18 protein-coding genes, 1 tRNA gene and 1 pseudogene are annotated in these 18,591 nt (G+C 57.8%); 6 read left to right on the forward strand and 14 right to left on the reverse strand.

Annotated elements, in window-relative coordinates; translation table 11 throughout:
* Positions 1–63: 63 nt before the first annotated feature.
* A complete protein-coding gene (locus tag HWX89_RS20040) occupies positions 64–1,032 on the forward strand; it encodes an alpha/beta hydrolase (protein ID WP_138790901.1) in 969 nt (322 codons plus the stop codon).
* A gap of 33 nt (positions 1,033–1,065) precedes the next feature.
* Here the strand turns inward: HWX89_RS20040 and HWX89_RS20045 are convergent, their stop codons facing one another.
* Complete coding sequence (locus HWX89_RS20045) at positions 1,066–1,485, reverse strand: DUF1801 domain-containing protein (RefSeq protein ID WP_138790902.1); 420 nt, start codon at positions 1,483–1,485, stop codon at positions 1,066–1,068.
* 164 nt (positions 1,486–1,649) lie between these two features.
* On the opposite strand from HWX89_RS20045, the gene HWX89_RS20050 reads away from it, so the two are divergent.
* Both HWX89_RS20050 and HWX89_RS20055 read left to right on the forward strand, forming a co-directional pair.
* Positions 1,650–2,123 carry a PRC-barrel domain-containing protein gene (locus HWX89_RS20050; protein ID WP_138790903.1) on the forward strand — a complete coding sequence of 158 codons (474 nt, stop codon included), beginning with the start codon at positions 1,650–1,652 and terminating at the stop codon, positions 2,121–2,123.
* Positions 2,124–2,282: 159 nt separating this feature from the next.
* On the forward strand, positions 2,283–2,894 hold the full coding sequence (locus HWX89_RS20055; RefSeq protein ID WP_353505708.1) for a DUF922 domain-containing Zn-dependent protease: 612 nt from the start codon (positions 2,283–2,285) through the stop codon (positions 2,892–2,894).
* Positions 2,895–3,028: 134 nt separating this feature from the next.
* On the opposite strand, the gene HWX89_RS20060 is transcribed toward HWX89_RS20055, so the two are convergent.
* A complete protein-coding gene (locus tag HWX89_RS20060) occupies positions 3,029–3,631 on the reverse strand; it encodes a J domain-containing protein (protein ID WP_138790905.1) in 603 nt (200 codons plus the stop codon).
* Positions 3,632–4,021: 390 nt separating this feature from the next.
* On the opposite strand from HWX89_RS20060, the gene HWX89_RS20065 reads away from it, so the two are divergent.
* Entirely contained in the window at positions 4,022–4,375 is a 354-nt protein-coding gene (locus tag HWX89_RS20065; protein ID WP_138790906.1) for a nuclear transport factor 2 family protein, read from the forward strand.
* A 62-nt stretch (positions 4,376–4,437) separates the two neighbouring features.
* Here the strand turns inward: HWX89_RS20065 and HWX89_RS20070 are convergent, their stop codons facing one another.
* The 8 genes and pseudogenes from HWX89_RS20070 to HWX89_RS20105 form a co-directional block, all read right to left on the reverse strand.
* Positions 4,438–5,019 (reverse strand): LOG family protein, encoded by a 582-nt coding sequence (locus tag HWX89_RS20070; protein WP_138790907.1) that lies wholly within the window; start codon positions 5,017–5,019, stop codon positions 4,438–4,440.
* Positions 5,016–5,978: an acetamidase/formamidase family protein gene (locus HWX89_RS20075; RefSeq protein ID WP_138790908.1), complete on the reverse strand. Its 963-nt coding sequence runs from the start codon at positions 5,976–5,978 to the stop codon at positions 5,016–5,018. The genes HWX89_RS20070 and HWX89_RS20075 overlap by 4 nt, the downstream gene beginning before the upstream one ends.
* A gap of 4 nt (positions 5,979–5,982) precedes the next feature.
* A pseudogene (locus HWX89_RS20080) lies at positions 5,983–6,396 on the reverse strand (DUF3830 family protein).
* 45 nt (positions 6,397–6,441) lie between these two features.
* On the reverse strand, positions 6,442–7,218 hold the full coding sequence (locus HWX89_RS20085) for an ABC transporter permease (RefSeq protein WP_138790909.1): 777 nt from the start codon (positions 7,216–7,218) through the stop codon (positions 6,442–6,444).
* The gene (locus tag HWX89_RS20090) at positions 7,215–8,054 is read right to left on the reverse strand and encodes an ABC transporter ATP-binding protein (RefSeq protein ID WP_138790910.1); all 840 of its coding nucleotides are present in this window, start codon (positions 8,052–8,054) and stop codon (positions 7,215–7,217) included. The genes HWX89_RS20085 and HWX89_RS20090 overlap by 4 nt, the downstream gene beginning before the upstream one ends.
* Positions 8,051–9,505 carry an allantoinase AllB gene (gene allB, locus HWX89_RS20095; RefSeq protein WP_138790911.1) on the reverse strand — a complete coding sequence of 485 codons (1,455 nt, stop codon included), beginning with the start codon at positions 9,503–9,505 and terminating at the stop codon, positions 8,051–8,053. The genes HWX89_RS20090 and allB overlap by 4 nt, the downstream gene beginning before the upstream one ends.
* 14 nt (positions 9,506–9,519) lie before the next feature.
* A complete protein-coding gene (locus tag HWX89_RS20100; RefSeq protein WP_138790912.1) occupies positions 9,520–10,311 on the reverse strand; it encodes an SDR family NAD(P)-dependent oxidoreductase in 792 nt (263 codons plus the stop codon).
* A 62-nt stretch (positions 10,312–10,373) separates the two neighbouring features.
* Positions 10,374–11,423 carry an ABC transporter substrate-binding protein gene (locus HWX89_RS20105; protein WP_246705220.1) on the reverse strand — a complete coding sequence of 350 codons (1,050 nt, stop codon included), beginning with the start codon at positions 11,421–11,423 and terminating at the stop codon, positions 10,374–10,376.
* Positions 11,424–11,569: 146 nt separating this feature from the next.
* On the opposite strand from HWX89_RS20105, the gene HWX89_RS20110 reads away from it, so the two are divergent.
* Positions 11,570–12,460, forward strand: a complete 891-nt coding sequence (locus HWX89_RS20110; RefSeq protein WP_138790913.1) for a LysR family transcriptional regulator — start codon at positions 11,570–11,572, stop codon at positions 12,458–12,460.
* Between the two features lie 206 nt (positions 12,461–12,666).
* On the opposite strand, the gene HWX89_RS20115 is transcribed toward HWX89_RS20110, so the two are convergent.
* Positions 12,667–12,742 (reverse strand) — tRNA-Thr (locus HWX89_RS20115).
* A 204-nt stretch (positions 12,743–12,946) separates the two neighbouring features.
* Here HWX89_RS20115 and HWX89_RS20120 point away from each other — a divergent pair.
* Positions 12,947–14,686 carry a GGDEF domain-containing protein gene (locus HWX89_RS20120; RefSeq protein ID WP_138790914.1) on the forward strand — a complete coding sequence of 580 codons (1,740 nt, stop codon included), beginning with the start codon at positions 12,947–12,949 and terminating at the stop codon, positions 14,684–14,686.
* 15 nt (positions 14,687–14,701) lie between these two features.
* Here the strand turns inward: HWX89_RS20120 and HWX89_RS20125 are convergent, their stop codons facing one another.
* The 3 genes from HWX89_RS20125 to HWX89_RS20135 are packed head-to-tail and all read right to left on the reverse strand — an operon-like array spanning position 14,702 to position 18,582.
* Positions 14,702–15,811 (reverse strand): endonuclease/exonuclease/phosphatase family protein, encoded by a 1,110-nt coding sequence (locus tag HWX89_RS20125; protein WP_138790915.1) that lies wholly within the window; start codon positions 15,809–15,811, stop codon positions 14,702–14,704.
* A 57-nt stretch (positions 15,812–15,868) separates the two neighbouring features.
* Positions 15,869–16,900, reverse strand: coding sequence for an ABC transporter ATP-binding protein (locus HWX89_RS20130; protein WP_138790916.1), 1,032 nt, complete (start codon positions 16,898–16,900; stop codon positions 15,869–15,871).
* Positions 16,888–18,582 carry an ABC transporter permease gene (locus tag HWX89_RS20135; RefSeq protein ID WP_138790917.1) on the reverse strand — a complete coding sequence of 565 codons (1,695 nt, stop codon included), beginning with the start codon at positions 18,580–18,582 and terminating at the stop codon, positions 16,888–16,890. Before HWX89_RS20135 ends, HWX89_RS20130 begins: the two co-directional genes overlap by 13 nt.
* Positions 18,583–18,591 lie beyond the last annotated feature (9 nt).

Here is an 18,591-nt window from a genome sequence, read left to right on the forward strand (position 1 = left end):
GCTCCGGAACCCGGCACTCCCACAAACGTTGGTTGTGTTTAGGGACCCGCAAGGGAGATTGGCATGCTTCGAAAAAATCTGGCGAGACTTTGTTTGTTTCTCGCTTCAGGGCCGGCGTTCGCCGGACAAATCGAAGACGCCACTTTCAAAAGCAAAGCGCTGGGGAGTGATCTTTCCGTCAACATTTACCGGCCGGATGGCGACCCGCCGGACAACGGCTGGCCGGTGCTCTATCTGCTGCATGGCCATGACGGCGATCAGAACAGTTGGCGCGATCTCGGCAATATCGAAAACACGCTGGACGGCATGATCGCATCGGGCACGATCCGTCCGCTTGTGGTGGTAATGCCGGGCGCTAAAAATAGCTGGTATGTCGATTCGAGTTCTATCGAGGGACCGGGTGACTACGAAACGGCCATCACCCGCGATCTTCGGTTCCACGTCGAAACGACGATGCCCGTACGCAAGGACAAGCAGGGACGCGCGATCGCCGGCCTGTCTATGGGTGGGTTCGGTGCGCTCCGCCTCGCCTACGGCCACGAAGATTTATACACTGCGGTCGCAAGCCTGTCGGGCGCGATCTGGCAAAATGTTCCGGCCGGAGACGTGGACAAGACGCCGGCCGAACTCAGGCTCATTCAGGATAGCGCATTCTTTCACCGTATCGACCGCGCCACCATCACCAGCGGCATCGTGCTGCCTTCCACCGGCGATCATTTTTCCGGCGCCTTCGGTACGCCCTTCGATGCACGACTGTTCAACGACAAGAACATTTTCACACTCATAGCCAGACACGTTGTTCAAAGCCAGGATTTACCGGCAACCTATCTGACGGTCGGCGACGACGATGGCTTCAACCTGTGGCGCGGCGCCGTGGCCCTGCATGAGACATTGCAGGCCGATAACCGTAAATCCGAGTTACGGATCACCGATGGCGATCACCTCTGGTCCGTATGGAAAATATCGATCATCGACGCACTGAAATTCATCGATAGCCAGTGGGACAAAGACATGAATGTTGCTCAGGACTAGCGATCCAGGTCTCTATCAATCCCTCTGGCGAGCTTACTTCCGCTTCTTCGCGGCTTTCCCCACAGCGTTTAACGCGGCAGCAGCGCGGATCAAGGCTGCCAGTGCCTCCTCGTCAACCTTATCGCCCTCGTGAAGATCGATGGCGCGCCGGGTATTGCCTTCGAGGCTGGAATTGAACAGACGACCTGGGTCGTCCAGCGACGCCCCTTTGGCGAAGGTCAATTTCACGGCGCTCTTGTAGGTCTCGCCCGTACAGATGATACCGTCATGCGACCAGACGGGCACCCCACGCCATTTGACCTCCTCCACGACGTCTGGATCGGCCTTTTTGATAATGGCCCGTACACGCGCCAGCATATCGCCTCGCCAATCGCCAAGGTCGGCGATCTTCTGATCGATGAAATCTGACGCTGCAGTCTCCTCGATATCATTTTCCGACGCTTTTTTGACCACGCCATCCTCCCTCTATTCCCGCTGCTTTAACCATTTCGTGCTGCGCACGAACGGTCACGGATCATCATAAACACGATTTTTCATTTCGTCTCACAGGAACCAATTCCGCCTCCCTTCGTTACTTCCCCGAACGCAACGTTCAGCATACAAAGGGAAGAAACATCATGAAAAACAAGGTTTTCGCACTGGCTGCCGTCGCAGCCCTGACCTCTTCTGTTGCCTTCGCGCAGACCGCCACCACGGCACCGGCCGAGACGGCTCCTGCAGCAGTTGGTGCGGATGCGGCACTTTCTGGCCCTGGCTTCACCATGGGCACGAAGGCCAGTGGTCCGCTGAAATTCGTCAACGTGCAGAAGACCGACCTGACCGCCTCGCAGCTCGATGGCATGGATATCTACAATGCCAAGGGCGAGGACATCGGCGAAATCGAAGATGTGGTCATTGGCGAAGGCAAGGCCGTGATCGGTCTCGTTGCCAGCGTCGGCGGTTTCCTGGGCATCGACAAGAGCTACGTGGTTCTCGACCCGGCATCCGTTGCGATCAACAACGACAATGGCACCTGGAAAGCCTATGTCGACACTACCAAGGATGCGCTGCAAAACGCGCCCAAGCTCGATTACGACAAGCTTGATGACTGACACCCCTACAGTCACAAGCGGCCCCTGCGATCCGTCGCAGGGGCTTTTTGTATAGAGATGGCCGCAGCGATAAATGCCGTCGCGGGGCCGATGCAACGCTTGCCTTGCCGCCCACCCCTCGCCTATCTTCGGCCCGCAAAACCATCCAAGGATCGATGCGTGCCCGCCTCAAAATACTCTTCGCTCACTTTCACCGTAGCGTCTTTAGTGTCGGCGTTGCTGGCGCCTTCGTCTCAGGCTGCAGACTGGAAACCAGCCGAGCAGATCAAGACCTATGCCGTCACGGGCAACTCAGGCGCAGCGCTTTACGATTCCATCGGCGAGCGCGGTCCCATGGCGGGTGTGCAGGCTATTGCCCACACCACGTTCAAGCTGACATGGCGGCGTGACTATCGCCCGCAGTCTGATGGCGCCTGCGTACTGGCAACCGCGCGTCCCAACCTCACCATCATCTACACCTGGCCAAAGGCACCGGCGAAGCTGCCGACCGCCGTCGCGGCGAGCTGGAAAACCTTCATCAGCGGAGTGGAAACCCACGAGCGGGTGCATGGCGAGCACATTGTCGACATGGTGAAGAAAATCGAAGCCTATAGCGTCGGCTTGCGGGCCGAAAGCGATCCGGGATGTCAGAAAGTCCGTGCGGTGCTGCAACAGCGGCTGGGCGAATTGTCCAACGAACAGCGACAACGCGGCAGAGACTTTGACCGAGACGAACTCTCACCTGGCGGTCGCGTTCATCAGCTCATTCTGGCACTGGTCAACGGCCCCTGATCGATCGGTGGCCTGCGCAGATAAGCATTGCCGTACTCGGCAGCCTCGCCTTTCAGCACCGGTTCCGGCCCTAGCAGGCCGCGCAAAAGTGTAAGCGGTTTTGCGATCATGGCCTGCGCAGAAAAAGCCTTGCCTTACTCGGCAGCCTCGCCTTTCAGCACGGGTTCCGGCAAGGACATGGCTTCCAGTTCGTAAGAATATCCTTCAAGCATCGTATAGGCTTGTTCGATTGCTTCGATCTGCGCCTCGGCATTGCGGATCGCCTCGGCAATCGACTGGCTGCGGGCACGTAGCATGGAGCCGAGAACATCGGTTTCCGGTTTTTTGCCCAACCGGTCCATATGTTTACGGACACGGGTGCGGTGCCGCTCCAGTTCCAGAATGTGAAAGCGACTCTTCAGGATATCGTCGGTCAGTTTGCGGCGCATCGCCGCCACGGGATCGAAGCTGCCCGGCTCGCGTTCATCGAGAATGAACTCGTTGACGAGCGTTTCCAGCATCAGCAGTCCCTTGAGATCCTTGGCATCGGCCAGTTGCGGATCGTAACCGGTATCGTCGAACACCTTGCGGCGCACCGGGTCCTTCAACAGTTCATAGGCTGTCTGAAGTTTCGCGAATTGCTCGGCGTCGCCGCCGCTGTCGGGATGAGCAGCCTTGGCCACCTTCCGATAGGCGGATTTGATCGCAGCCTCGTCGGCATCGCGCTCCACGCCTAGCAATACATAAGGATCGATCACGAAAACACCTTCAAACGCAACTCTTCACCAGCATGCCGAACATATCCTGACGGCAGCGGACTGATCATAGGCGAAAAGCGCGCCACGAGCACCCCTGCTGCACCAGTCAAAGCGGTAAAACCCAAAAAGGATGCACCGCCATAGCGATATAAAACCGGGCGAAAAGCCCTTGGTCCCGAAATTTGTCGAGGCCAAGGCCACTATAGAGGCAGGCCGGACAAAATTGTGGACAGCCGTGACGAAAGAGATTTCTAGGCAAACTGCTCGACAGGATCGAGACAAAGTTACGGCTGACGCGCGGGCGCAAAAACACTGCGTGGCAAGGGGTTATGGCGAAATACCATCAACGGGTGTACTCTTGATCATCGATCTGAAGGGAGGGTCAGTCCGGTGCCGCAAACGATCACACAGACCGTCACAGACTATGTTCATGCCATGGCCTACGCGGATGAAGGGCTGATGCGCGATGTTTTCGATCCGCGTGCCTCAATCGTCGGGAATTATCTGGGAGAAACCGAATGGCTTTCGCTCGATGATTTCGTTGGCCAGATCAGGGAGAACGAGCGCGGTCTCCCCGACCACGATCCGTCCTTCGAGATATTGGGGATAGACAAGGAAGGCGACAGCGCCTCCGTCAAACTGACCACCAGCTTCGACGGCACCGACTTCTGCGAATACCTTTCGCTGCTGGAACGCGATGGAAACTGGTTCATCGTCCACAAGCTCTATCACGTGAAGCCGTAGAACACAGGCAACACATGCCGGAACGCAGCGGTCGAACCACGACCGCTGTCAGCGCCGTAGCGTCACAGCCACTTCGGAATATCAACCCGTTGATAGGTCTGCAGTTTTCCGATCAAGACTTCCGCATTGGCGTCAACAGAGGTCGAATGTCGGTGCGCGGCCGGCAGAAATTTCTCGACAACCATGTGGTCGATGAAGCCCAGGAAGCTGTCGAAAAATCCCCGTGTATTCAAAAGACCGATCGGCTTGTCGATTTCGGAAAGCTGGTTCATCGTCCAGACTTCCATGAACTCCTCCATCGTCCCGATGCCGCCGGGCAAAGCAATGAAGGCATCCGCCAGTTCCGCCATGCGTTGCTTGCGTTCGCGAAGCGTCTGCGTCACCTCACACAAGGTCAGCCCCTCGTGCGAGTGACCCTTTTCGTGAAGGCGAGCGGTGATGATGCCGTGCACCTCCCCACCGCATGACAGTGCGGCGTCGGCCACAACGCCCATCAAACCCTTGGTCGTGCCACCATAGATGAGTTTGATGCCGGCGTTACCGAGCGCGTGTCCCAGCGCCCTCGCCCCTTCTGCAAATTCTTCCGATGCACCGTAGTTGGAGCCGCAAAACACGGCAATCGATTTGATATGACGGGTCGTCATGGCATTTCCTGATCAGACATGGTGGGCGACAGCGCCGATTTGGGGATCATCACATGTGCCCCCTTTTTGATGTTGACGAGCTGGGTGATCCGAACGTCCGCCGCAACGCTGCAGAAGGTATAGGCATCCTCCGCGCTCATGCCCGTTCGCTTCCGGACAAGCGTGATGGCGTGACGCAAAGCCTCGCGCACGGCTCTCTCCAGCTCCTCGTCGAAACCCATAGCGATCAGGTGAGTCGATGTCTCGGCAAAAGGAGCGGAAATGTCGGTATTTTTGATCACCGTGATCCGAACACGACCAGACAATCCGGTCTCCACAGCGGTGAGACACGCCTCGCCATCACCCTGGGCCGCGTGTCCGTCTCCGATCGAGACAAGAGCACCTTCGACGGATACAGGCAGGTAAAGCGTCGAGCCTGACGACAGCTCCTTATTGTCGATATTCCCGCCGAAATAACCGGGCACGACAGATGAACGTCGGCCATCCTCACACCGTGGGGCAGTTGCAATAACGCCAAAGAAAGGACGCGCCGAAAGCGTACCGCCCCAAGGCGCAGCAATCATGCCCGTCGTCATGTCGATACCGAAATGCACCGTCCTTGGCGCATCGAAATCGTCGGGCAACGCGCCCTTTCCTGGACGGATGATGTTGAAACCCCAATCATCGCGCAGGCTGACATCGAGAATGTCGATTTTGAGCATGTCGCCGGGCACCGCGCCATTCACGCGGATCGGCCCGGTGAGGATGTGCGGGCCAAGTTCTGGCGCAAGTGTCTGGTGGATGACGCCAAGTTCCGGGCGAACGCGATACCGGCCGACAGGGGCCTCTTCCGCAGACCCGCTGACCGAATGAACGGTCACGATGTCACCGCTGTCGATGCTGAGAACCGGCGAGAGGGTCCCGTCGAGGTAACCCCAGTGTACCGTCTCCACGCCCGGAAAAAGCTCATGCTCGGCCATCGGTTCAGGCCAGTTCGAAACGGATGGGCTGTGCGCCTTCCCAGAGCGTCTTCTTGCCAAGTGCCGCCAAGTTCTCCAGCCCCGATGTCAGTGTGATGAAATGGTTTCCGGCAAGCTGCCCCATTTTCGAGGAGAAGTCGACGCCACCATAGGCAAGCAGAATTTCCGTTTCGCTGATACCTCCGGGATAGAGGATGATGTGGCCCGGTGCGGGATGGCTGGTGTGGTTCTCGTAACCCACGCCAAAATCCTCATCCCCCAACGGCACCCAGACGCCCTCACCGCTCCACCGGACATGGACGATCTGACTGTCATAAGGGAGGCGCTCCAGGAAGGCCGCTTAGGTTTTCGGTGCATCCTGCATTTCAAGGCGAGCGGTGAAGGTGAACGGGCCGGCGGTGATCGTGAGTTCGGTCATGAAAATTGTCCTGTAAATCCTGCATGAATGCCTTGGCGGAAGCGGTCAGCCGTTGGTGGCGAAACTGTCGCTGCGAACGGCCCAGCCTGTCACTCGCGCCTCGATAATCGAGAAGATGATGTAGAGAGTGACACCGAGCGCAGCGAGAATGAACAATCCGGCAAAGACCAGCGGCACATCGAAGCTGGAGCTTGCGATCATCATCAGATTGCCGATGCCACGGTTCGATGCCACGGTTTCGGCAATGACGGTGCCGACAAACGCCAGCGTCGCAGCAACTTTCAGTGAGGCGAAGAAATACGGCATTGTGCGCGGCAGGCCGATATTCCAGAGGATTTCGAGTTTCGTCGCCTTCAGCGTGCGCATGACGTCCTGCAACTCCGGTTCGGTAGAGGCGAGCCCGGTCGCGACATTAACGACGATGGGGAATATGCACATGACCATTGCGGTCAAGATGGCTGGCACGGTTCCAGCCCCGAACCACAAGACCAGGATCGGCACGATCGCCACTTTTGGGATTGACGAAAAGCCGACCAGCATCGGATAGGCCACATCGTAAGCAAGCTTCGAAGAGCCGATGAGCATGCCGAGAAGCACACCAAGAAGAATGCCAAGTCCGAGCCCGACCAGCGTCGTGTAGATGGTCTGAAAGGCATGCGGCCAGATTGCCGGGAACTGGGTGACGAGCGTTGAAATCGCCTGCGTCGGTCTCGGCAGGACCATTTCAGATATGCCGAACATGAGGCAGATCAACTCCCAAGCGACGAAGGCCCCGAGAATGCAACAGGCTGACAGAACGCGACGTTTGGTGTCCGGCTTCATGGCTGATGCTCCTTGACGGCCCGGGCCGCGACGATGCGCTCGCGAAGCCTCTGTGTGAGGGATACGAACTCTGGTTCGAACGAAATGTCGATGGTCCGCGGCCGGGCAAAGGGCACTGCACGATCCTCAATGATCCGCCCCGGTCGGGCCTGCATGATGCAGATGCGCGACGCCAGATACGCGGCCTCCTTAAGGTCATGGGTCACGAGCAGAACCGTCGGCTTCTTCTCGATCCAGAGGTTCTGCATGATCTCCCAGAGTTCCTCGCGGGTGAACTGGTCGAGCGCGCCGAACGGCTCGTCGAGCAACAGCAGCGTCGGGTCATGGATCAGCGCGCGGCAGAGCGAGGCGCGCTGTTGCATTCCCCCTGAAAGCTGCCAGGGAAACTTGTCGCCGAAACCGGATAACCCCACCTGCTCCAGCAAAGCCTCGGCCCGATCTCGATATTCGCCTTTCTTTTTCTTCGCATAGGCATGTTTGAATGGCGCAACGATTTTCAGCGGCATCATGACGTTGTCGCGCACATTGAGCCATGGCAGCAGTGTCGGGTTCTGGAAGGCCATGCCGATACGCACATCATTTGCGCCGATCTCACGGCCGGCCACGAAGATGTGGCCCTCCGACGGCGAGAGTGTTCCCGCAACGAGTTTGAGGATTGTCGACTTGCCGCAACCGGAGGGTCCGACCAATGCGATGAACTCGCCATTCTCGATCCGCAGCGATGTTTCGGCCAGAGCGACGGTTTTGTTCTTTTCGCCACCGAAGGTGACGTTCACCTTTTCCAGATCGATGATTGCGTTGCGGACTGCAATTTCGGGAGCGAAAGCGATGGTCATGCCGCCGCACTCCCCGTGTGAGATGGCGCCTGAGAGGTAACGGCCGCCATCGTCTGATTCTCGTTTCGCACGTGCGGCACCGGCATAGACTGGATGTCATGCACTGACTGTCCCCAACCGCGGGCATCTGCCTGAAGTTGGCGATCCTTCATGGCAAAGCGGCCACGAACGATTGTGTGGATCGGCAGAGCAGTTGCGTGCATCCCGTGCCAGGGAGAGATTTTCGCCGTCGACTGGATCAGCGCATCATCGATCGTCCAGGCACGATTGGTATCGACAATGGCGATGTCGGCATCCGAACCAACCATCAGCGCGCCCTTCCTCGGGAAAAGTCCGAAGGATTTTGCCGGGTTCTCCGCACTCCAGCGCACATAATCCGACAGACTGGCCCCGCGGCGGGCTATTTCCGTCAGCATCAGCGGCATCTGGGTTTCCACACCGGGAAAACCGCAATCGACCGTCCAGATATCGGCCCGCGTCTTTTCTTCAGGCGCGTGCGGAGCGTGATCCGTGGCAATCATGTCGATGGTGCCATCAACAAGTGCCTGCCAGATCGGGTCCTGGTTTTCAACTTCACGGACCGGCGGATTGACGCGGATAACCCCGCGCTTGGCTTCATAATCATCCGCAGACAACAGGAGATATTGCGGGCATGTCTCACCGGTGATGTCGACGCCGCGTGCCTTTGCATCCGCCAGCGGCCGAAGCTCTGCGGCGGAGGATATGTGCAGAATATGGATGCGCGCCCCAGTCCATTCGGCAAGGATCGCAGCGCGGGCAACCGCTTCCGTTGCCACTACCGCCGGACGAGCGGCAAGATGGGCAAGTGGATCGCTGCGCCCCATCTGGCGAAGACGCGCTTCGCGACGCTCCATGATGGAGTTCGTTTCGGCATGCAGCGAAATGCGTTTGCCGGTCGGAGCGACGATCTCGAACAGTTCCAGCATCGCACCGGTTGTCGGCGACGGGATGCGACCGAAGGTATTGCCCATGTAGCATTTGAAGCCGATCACGCCGCCTTCGATCAATTCACCGATATTCGGCAGGCTGTCCTCGCCAAGCACGGCATAAAGGCCGTAATCGACATGCGCCTTGGCACTGGCAATCGCGTGCTTTTCCTTCAGCGATGCCGCGTCGGAAATTGCCGGCAAGGTGTTGGGCATGTCAAAGACAGTGGTGACACCGCCGAAGGCTGCCGCTGCCGTACCCGAGGCAAAGTCCTCCTTCTGCGCATAACCGGGATCCCGGAAATGCACGTGAACGTCGATGGCACCTGGAAGAATGTGCAGACCGGTCGCGTCAAGTTCCTCTTTCGCCTTCGGCATGGCGCTCTGCTCGCCAATCGCCAGGATCGCACCGTCCTTGATTGCGATACTGGCCTTGTATTCGGTGTCCGGTGACACGATCGTGCCGCCGTGGATGACGAGATCGGCGATGATATCTGTAGTCATGACTTCCATCCTTCCTAGAGCGCGGCCCAACCGCCATCGACGGGCATATCGACGCCGGTGATCTGGCGGGACACATCGCTGGCGAGAAACAGGCAGGCATTGGCAACGTCTTCATCGACGGTGATGCGCTTCAGCGCATAGTCCTCGGCGTGACGAATGGCGGCCTCTTCTTCCGTGATGCCGAGCTTTTGGGCCATCGTCTTGCAAACCTTGTCGCGGAAGCGCGGGCCATCCACCATACCGGGGGCAACACAGTTGACGTTGACATTGTGCTGACCAACCTCAAGCGCGAAGCTCTTGGTAATGCCGCGCAGACCCCATTTGGAAGCGGAATAGGCAAGACGCCCGGCACGCCCCTTCATGCCGAAGGTGCCGCCGACATTCACGACCTTGCCGTAACGCTGGTCGATCATTGCCGGCAGAACGCTGCGGATCGTGTGGAAGCAGCCATTCATGTTCAAGGTGACGATCTCATCGAACTCCTCCGGCGTCGTCTCGGCGCCTGTCTTGCCCATCGGGCCGGAGCCGCCGGCGACATTGACCAGCACATCGATACGGCCGAACGTCTCGAGTGTTTTCGCAGCCGCCGCATCGCACTGCGCCGCATCGGTAAGATCGCAGCCAATGACGATAGCCTCGCAGCCCTTTGCTTCAAGCTCTTCGGCAATAGGCTCAATGGCTGCGGTGTCTCGGCCGATGAGTGCCAGTTTGCTGCCTTCGGCGGCGAATGCCCGCGTAATGGCTGCGCCCATGCCCTTTGCCGGGCCGGTGATGACCACGACTTTATCCGTGAGCTTCAGGTCCATGATGTATTCCGTTCTCAGTATCTGGAGGATGAAAGGGAAACGGCGCCTGACGCGCCGCCCTTTTAGTTGACCACAGTCAACAGATCGGTCTTGGCCGGAAGGAAGCTGCGGTCGAAGACTTCGCCGACGGCAGGCGTGCGCGGCAGGCCATTGGCGTTGACCAGAATGTCGATCGACTTGGCAAGACGCGCTTCATCGACATCCCCGAGGCCAACTTTGGCGACTTCGGGATGCGCCATTTCGTCGGCAATGGTCGCATCGAAACGTTCACGCTCAACGTCGGTCTTGAGCAGCGATTCGCGTGTCTTAACCGAAGCGACGGCGGCTTCGGGGTCCTTGATGGCATCCTTGATGCTTCTGTTGAGCGCACGCAGGAACCCCTTGATCGCTTCGGGATTCTCCTTGAGGAAGGACTTCGAAACGATGATGGCGTTGGAATAGAGATCCATGCCGTAGTCGCCGTATTTGATGAAGCGGATTTCCTTGTCAGGGTCGACACCGATCAGCTTGGCGCTGAAGCGGATGGTGTTGACGTAACCAAAAACGCCGTCGACCTGTCCTTTCATCAGCATCTGCTCGCGCAGGTTGGGCTGCATGTTGGTGACTTCCACCTTCGAGCAATCCGTCTTGCTGATCGAGCAGAAAGCCGGGAACAGCTTGAGCGCGCCGTCATTGGCAGCCCCACCCAAAGTATGGCCTGCAAAATCTGCAGGTGATTTGATCGGGCTGTCAGCTTTGACGGCAATCGTGAAAGGCGGCTGATTGTACATCATGAAGACGCCAACCGGTGCATCCTCGGGCTTCTTCGCGGCGAACTCGATCAAGGCGTTGATGTCGCCAAAACCCATGTCATAGGCACCATTGGCAACCAGCGGAACCGCAGCGCCCGAACCGTTTCCCTGGTCCATGGTGACGTTCAGCCCCTCCTCCTTGAAGTAACCCTTGTCCTCGGCAAGGAACAGCAAACCCTGTGGCCCCTGATATTTCCAGTTCAGAACAAGCTTGATGTTGGTCTCTGCCTGCGCAACCGCAGCCGTGGCGAATGTTGCAAGCGCAGTCATAGCGGCAAGTGCTGCCATACGGGCACGCGTTTTCATCTGGTGGTGAGCCATTGCTTGTTCCCTTTATCTTGTTGGTTGGGGCCGCCGTGTCCGGCTGCTCGTTATGTTGCAACGCGACAATGCCACTGTTCAGTGAATACATCTACCGCTATTCTTGTGTTTCAGCGGTGCCAAAAAGGCCTCACTCGGAGATGACGATGCGCCACCTCAAGCTGTTGCAGCAGATATCTGAAATCGCACGCGTCGGCTCGATCCGCCTGGCGGCGGAAAAGATGAACATCACTGCCTCGGCAATGAACCGGAAAATCCAGGATCTCGAAGTTGAACTTGATACGCCGATCTTCGAACGACATGCGCGCGGTGTGAAATTGACGGCAGCGGGCGAAATGTTCGTGCGTTACGCCCGCAGCCAGATCGCCGATGCGGAGCGCCTGAGTTCTCAGGTTGAAGACCTGCGTGGCCTCCGGCGCGGTCCGGTCAAGATTGCCTGCAGTCAGGCACTGGCGCTTGACTTCCTGCCTTCACAGATCGGCGAATTTCGCAAGGCAAACCCTCGCCTCGTCTTCAACATCAAGGTCATGGACCACAATGCGGCAATCAACGCGCTGATCGACTACGACGTTGACCTTGCCATCGTCTACCGGGCAGTGATGCGACCCGCCGTGCGAATTCTGGCCTCAGTGCCTCAGCGGCTTGTCGCGATCATGCGCGACGACCACCCTCTCACGGCCAAGCAGACCTTGCGACTGTCCGACTGTGTCGGGTATCCGCTCGCATTGCCCGATCAAAGCCTCGGTGGCAGACAGGTTCTCGATGAAGTCATCGCCAGACGCGATTTTCGCTTCGATGTCATGGCCGAGTCCAACTCCTTCGAAATGCTTCGCGGCCTGGTGCTGCGCGGGAACATGATCTCGTTCCAGATTGATGTCGGTGCGCCGCGCCAGGAGTTCGGCATGGGCGTCGTCGGGCGCCCCATCGACGAACGGGACATCCCGCGCTCCGATCTTGTCATGTGCCAACTCAGAGGACGCATCCTGCCACTGGCGGCCGCAAGCTTCGCCGATCAGATCGTGCGGGCAACTGCGTAAGATCGCGATCGCCACTCTGTTCTCAAGGCAAGCTCGAAAACTTTTGATCGCCGGTCTGGAAAATGAAGGAATATTCTGCGCGAGTCGAAAGGCCGTCCAACGCGCAACCGGTCCGTTGCGTCGGCAACAAACCATAAAACGCGCGACACCTTGTAAAACGACATTCTAGGTCGATTTTCTTAATGCGCTGAATTTCAAGAGAAAACTGGTGCCCCCGACAAGGTTCGAACTCGTGACCCCCTGATTACAAATCAGGTGCTCTACCAACTGAGCTACAAGGGCAATCCAGTAAGATGCCAAGTAACAGATTCTCGTCGTGTGTAAAGCGAAAACTGGCGAGATCGCATCCAGATGTTCGTTTTCCACACCCGTTTAAGAACACGATGAGGTCATGAACGCTGTGCGTATCGCGGTATAAGCGAAGTGTTTACATGAAACAGCTATAATGGTGATGAAATACAACCAAGCGAAGAGAATGATCCGCGTATGCGCACCAGCATCCAGAAGACACAGCTCAAAGGCACCATTCTTATTGCCGTGAGCTCCATGTTGCTGGCGACGCTTGCCGCCGCTCCAAGCGTCAACAACTATCTCAGATCCAGCAGAAATGCCGAACAACTCAGTCGTTTCGAAATCGCGCTGCGTTCCGTTTGGCTCGTGTCTGCCGAACGCGGACCGTCCAATAATCTTATGGGTGCAGATGTGCCCGATGAAGCGCTTGTTATCGCACTGGCCTCGGCAAGAAAGGCAACGGACGAGAAACTGGCACAGCTACGCGTCGCGTTCGAGCCGGAGTTGCGCCAGCAACCGCAATTGGCCAATGTCTTCGCCGACATCAAGCAGCAACTCTCACAGTCGCGTACGGCCGTTGACGATTTTGTCGATCTGCCGGTCGCAACGCGCGACCGAAGGCAGATGGCTGACGCCATACAATTGATGTTCCAGAGCGCAGACAGCATCAACACGCTTCGCGGCAGACTGGCAGCAGCCATCATCAAGGAAACACCCGATGTCGCAATGGATATTGCCACAACGGCGACAGCCGGCGTCATGCGCGACCGCATCGGTCGCCTGGGCTCCTATGTAGTCATGAGCCTTTCAGCGAGCCCATCTGAACGACAGGCCTATCGTGCAAAGTTCGATGCGGATCTGCAAAGCCTCGCGCTGCTCAAAGCATCACTGAACAACTACACGGCCGCCTATCTCGGCGTTCCGAAAATCGACATGGCGCTGAAAGACCTTGAAAGTTCCTACTTCGGTCAAGCGCTTGCATATGCGCAAAATACGATTGCGATGGCCGTGCCGGATGCGAGGCCAAGCGTGACCGACTTTTCACAGACCTACATTCGAGGCATGCAGTCTGCCGACATACTGCGCGATCTCGTCCTTGCCGAAACACGTTCGAAAACCGAGGCCATGAAGGACAAGGCCCTGTCCTATGGGATTGCCTCCGTTCTGCTGGCGGCGATTGCCATGTATGTGCTGCTGAGACTGGTCGCGGTCTACAAGACGGCGCTGTTCCAGCCGATGCAATCGGTCCGGTCACAGATTGCCGCAATCGCTGAAGGTAATCTTGCCGACGTCGAGCATCAGAGCCGCGTCGCGCCGGAAGTGCGCAAGATGTTTCAGGAACTCGATTTCCTGCGTGAGCAGTTGCGGCAGAAGCGCGATATGGAAGAGCAGCAACATGCCTTGGCCGAGCAATTAAGGCGGCTTTCCGAAACCGATGCTCTGACGGGTGTCTTCAATCGTCGTGCACTCGAAAAATCCGTGCGCAAGGTTCTTGATGAGAGAGAACTGTCCGAGACGCTGACCGTGATGATCGTCGACATCGATCATTTCAAATCGATCAACGATAAATTCGGTCACGCGATGGGAGATCTTGCTCTGCAGAAAACCGCAGATCTGCTCAAGGGCGCCCTGAGGAAAAGTGATATCCTGGCACGTTACGGCGGAGAAGAATTTGTCATCGTCCTGCACGATGTCAGCCACGCCACGGCAACTGCGACTGCGGATCGTCTGCGACGCGCCATACAGGCCAATGTCATCGATGACGAGCACGGGATTTCGCTGACCGCCAGCTTCGGTGTTGTCTGGCAGGAAACGCGCACCGTCAGTAACTGGGAAAATCTGATCGCGGTTGCGGATGAGCGGCTCTATCAGGCCAAGAGAGCCGGACGAAACCGTGTCTGGGCAACCTATTATCAAAAGATCGCCTCTGCATAGAGCGGGAGAGAGACGTCAGATCAAGTCCAGCGTCATCACCACGGCACAATGGTCGGAGGCCTTGGGTCGATCCCATCCCGTTCGGGGATAACGTTCCACCTCCTGCCCCGGCGGAAAGATCGTGCGGTAAGGTTGGCCAGCCCGAACAATTTCGGGAATGCGCGTCGCGTTGGTTTCAGCCAGATGCGGAGAAAGCCAGATATAATCGAGTTGGCACAGATGCTGCTCCAGCGGGCCACGCGAATGATAGAGCGTCCAGCGATCCATGACATCCCGACGCAACATCGGGTTCACGGCAAAACCGTCTTTTGAGAAGATGTCGAGCGCGCTGCGCTCTTCACTCACTGGTGTGAAGGTGTAGCCGTTACGCCTGTCGCCGGCGATCATGACACGTTCCTGATAGTCGTTCATGTCACCGCAGATGGCGAAGTTCATTCGCCGTGCCTTGTCTGCACCCCAACGCCCCTCGATGATACGCCGAACAGCCATCGCCTCCGCCTCACGGATCGGCATGGTGCTGTAACGGGCATCGGTTGCCTCGCGGGAATTTGTCATGGATTTCAGATGCGTGACGTAAAGTGTCAGCGGCTTTCCACCAATCCTGAGATCGATTTCGAGACAATCCCGCTTGAAGATCTTGTCATCGATATGGTTTGTCAGGGCGATTTCTTCATTGAAGAGGCCAAGATTACGATAGGTTACCGCAGCGTGGCTCTTGATATCCACTACCTCGATCCGTTCGCCATCGCGCGTCTCCTCGCGCATGACAACGGCCACATCGATACCGCGACTATCATTGCCTTCGACCAGATATTTCTGACGATAACCATTACCGACCATACGGTAGAGATAACCGTATTCGAAGGCCTGCAGGGCAGCCATGTTGTCCACTTCCTGAAGGCAGAGGATATCGGCGTCCGTATCGGCGATGGCGAGAGCGGAAAGCTGGCGCGTATCATCCGTGGAGGCAACAAGCCGGGCACTCTCCAGTGCCTGATATGTTGCCTCGTCGCGGATGTCGTAAAGCTGAATTGCCCTGTCGCGCCGCGTCTGGTTACGAAAGCCGGTAAAATCGAAACGGGTCAGCAGGTTCTCGATATTGAAGGTAGCAAGCCGAAGCGACATGATTCATTCCTGTTTTACAGGAAAGCTTAGCCGCTGCCGGTGCTGCTTGCCAACCGTCTAAAGATGCCATGCCTCGCGAATGGCAACCGGCAACCGTTCTCCAGCAACAACAGGAAAGCGCGAGTATGCTCTGAGCGACTGGCCGTCGGAGAGTTCAAGACGCACGGCGTAACGCTCGCCCTCATACAGAACCGAAGTGACGGTCGTCATCACCCCGCCGTCCTCGAAAGCGACATCCTGCGGCCGCACCAGAACATCCGCAAGCGGCGCATCCCCCGAACCGCCATTCAATGCGATCTGCAATGCGGGCCAGTCGAGTTGGCGTTGTCCACCGGTAGCGAGTTTCAGCGAAAGGATCGCTCCCTGCCCTACCAACGAACCGACGAGTTTGCCTTCCGGTCTTGCATAAAGCTCGGCTGGCGGCGCAACCTGCAGCAGTTTGCCATGCGACATGACGGCGACATCGGTTGCCAGCGCCATCGCCTCGGCCTGATCGTGGGTGACATACACCATCGTCGCGCCTGAGCGGGCATGAAACTCCCGGAAGGTTTCCTCCATTTCCTGTCGCAGATGGCGATCAAGATTGGCGAGCGGTTCATCGAGCAGCACGACATCCGGTTCGGTCACCAGGCAGCGGGCGAGCGCCACACGCTGCCGTTGGCCACCGGAAAGCTCAGCCGGACGTCGGTCGGCAAACGCTTCCAGCCTGACGGCAGAAAGCGCGGAGCGGACCTTCTCGCGATATTTCTCGCCGGAAATGCCCCGCACTTTCAGCGGATAACCGGCATTGTCCGCGACCGTCATATGCGGCCAGAGAGCATAGGACTGGAACACCATCGCCATGTTGCGCCGCTCCGGCGACACCATGGTTGCAGCATCGGCCAGAACCCTTTCACCCAGCAGAATGGAACCATCGGATGGTTGCTCGAAGCCCGCGATCATGCGCAGCACGGTCGTCTTGCCGCAGCCCGAAGGGCCAAGCAGGGCCAGAAAACCACCTTCACGGACGGTCAGCGAGACATCGTCGACCGCGGGTTTCGCATTCGCTGCGAACTGCTTGGAAAGACGGTTGAGGATCAGTTTCGCCAAGGCACGACTCCTTTCGGCAGATAGCGCCCCAGAATTTCCAGCAGCAACATCAGCAAGACAACCATGATGACAACCAGTACCGAAAGCGCCGAGGCGAGATCGAAACTGCCGCTGTCATCCAGATTGTAGATCAATACGCCAAGCGTCTGTGTTCCCGCCGACCAGAGAAGCGCAGAAACGGTCAGTTCATTGCAGGCGATCAGGAACACCAGAATGACGGATGCGCCCGCTGCTGGTCCCACCAGTGGCAGAATGATGTCCTTCATCCGTTGCCAGAACCCCGCCCCCGACAATCGCGCCGCCTCTTCCAGCGACGGGTCGAACTGCAGGAAGGCGCTGACCATCGGCTTCAGACTGACAGCAAAGAAGGACGAGAAATAGGCCAGCATGATGATCCAGATCGTGCCGTAAAGCGTCACGCCAAGAAGCGGAATAGGAGCTGCAAACAGCAAAACGAAGGATACCGAAATCACCACACCCGGCAGGGCATAGGGAATGTCGACCAGGGCCGACAAGACGAACATGAAACGGCTCTTGCCACGCACCAGGAAATAGGCCGTCAAGATCGTCACTGCCAGGAGACATATCGATGTCGCGGAGGCGAGAAACAGAGAATTGCGGAATGCGGTGCGCGTCACCGTCTGCCGGTAAAGCAGTTCCTCATAAGCGTGCAACGTCGCCGTCTTGAGTGTCAACGGCACACCGTAAGCCGGCGCAAGAGAGCTGGCAACCAAGGCTGCCAGCGGTGCGACCAGCATGAAAAACAACATCAGCCAAAGCGCGGCTTCGACAACCGGGCGCCAGTACGACAGCCGAAACGTTGCGGCCTTTCCTGAAAGACCGATGATGCGATAGTCCCGCCCCTTCAACGCCCGCTCCTGCAGGGCGAGACCGGCCACGGAGATGATGGCGATCATCGTCGACAGAATGGCGATATCGCCAAAGGTGCTGGAGCCGAAACTGGCGAAACGGCTGTAGATCAGCGTTGGCAAAGTGAAGATCGAAGCAGGAATGCCGAGAATGGCCGGAATGCCGAAGTTTCCGATACCGGAAACGAAGGAAATGGCTGCACCAGCGATCAGTCCCGGGGTCGAAAGCGGCAGGATGATGTCGAACAGTACGCGGCGTGGCGATGCACCCGAAAGCTTGGCTGCCTCGATACCATCCTGCGGCAAGGCCATCAGCCCGGATCGCAGCGACAGAAACACCAGTGGCGCGTGCTGCACACCGAGCAGCAGGGCGATACCTGCAATGGAATAGAGCGGTTGCGGCGAGCCGATGGGCGGCGCCAGACCAAGTGCCTTCAAAAGCGTGCTCGAGGGGCCAGTCATGCCGATCCACGACAGCGCAGTCACCTGCGGCGGGATCATCATCGGCAGCATGAACAGGAAGCTCAGGATCGACTTGCCGCGCACATCGCAAAGCGTCAGCGCAAGCGCAAAGGCGCCGCCGATAGCAAGTGAAATCAGCATGCCAAAGAACGAGGTGGACAAGGTGTTGAACACCGCGTCCCACAAGGCAGGATCAGCAAGCAGACGCCATATATTGCCATTCAGTGCCGAGATGACGCCCGTATAGGCCAAACGGCCGAGCGGCAATGCACTCAGAACAAAGACGGTCGAGACCACAAAAGGAAACAGCCAGCGTGGCTGGCTGCCTCCATAAGCATTGGATTGCGACATGTCGCTTTA

Origin of the sequence: Rhizobium sp. RM, from assembly GCF_013390595.1 — a bacterium.
Taxonomy (GTDB): domain Bacteria; phylum Pseudomonadota; class Alphaproteobacteria; order Rhizobiales; family Rhizobiaceae; genus Agrobacterium.

Excerpts from the sequence above, each read along its gene's own strand:
- HWX89_RS20040 (WP_138790901.1), top strand. The coding sequence starts at position 64 with ATGCTTCGAAAAAATCTGGCGAGACTTTGTTTGTTTCTCGCTTCAGGG.
- HWX89_RS20050 (WP_138790903.1), top strand. The coding sequence starts at position 1,650 with ATGAAAAACAAGGTTTTCGCACTGGCTGCCGTCGCAGCCCTGACCTCT.
- HWX89_RS20070 (WP_138790907.1), bottom strand. The coding sequence starts at position 5,019 with ATGACGACCCGTCATATCAAATCGATTGCCGTGTTTTGCGGCTCCAAC.
- HWX89_RS20075 (WP_138790908.1), bottom strand. The coding sequence starts at position 5,978 with ATGGCCGAGCATGAGCTTTTTCCGGGCGTGGAGACGGTACACTGGGGT.
- HWX89_RS20085 (WP_138790909.1), bottom strand. The coding sequence starts at position 7,218 with ATGAAGCCGGACACCAAACGTCGCGTTCTGTCAGCCTGTTGCATTCTC.
- HWX89_RS20090 (WP_138790910.1), bottom strand. The coding sequence starts at position 8,054 with ATGACCATCGCTTTCGCTCCCGAAATTGCAGTCCGCAACGCAATCATC.
- allB (WP_138790911.1), bottom strand. The coding sequence starts at position 9,505 with ATGACTACAGATATCATCGCCGATCTCGTCATCCACGGCGGCACGATC.
- HWX89_RS20100 (WP_138790912.1), bottom strand. The coding sequence starts at position 10,311 with ATGGACCTGAAGCTCACGGATAAAGTCGTGGTCATCACCGGCCCGGCA.
- HWX89_RS20105 (WP_246705220.1), bottom strand. The coding sequence starts at position 11,423 with ATGGCTCACCACCAGATGAAAACGCGTGCCCGTATGGCAGCACTTGCC.
- HWX89_RS20110 (WP_138790913.1), top strand. The coding sequence starts at position 11,570 with ATGCGCCACCTCAAGCTGTTGCAGCAGATATCTGAAATCGCACGCGTC.
- HWX89_RS20120 (WP_138790914.1), top strand. The coding sequence starts at position 12,947 with ATGCGCACCAGCATCCAGAAGACACAGCTCAAAGGCACCATTCTTATT.
- HWX89_RS20125 (WP_138790915.1), bottom strand. The coding sequence starts at position 15,811 with ATGTCGCTTCGGCTTGCTACCTTCAATATCGAGAACCTGCTGACCCGT.
- HWX89_RS20135 (WP_138790917.1), bottom strand. The coding sequence starts at position 18,582 with ATGTCGCAATCCAATGCTTATGGAGGCAGCCAGCCACGCTGGCTGTTT.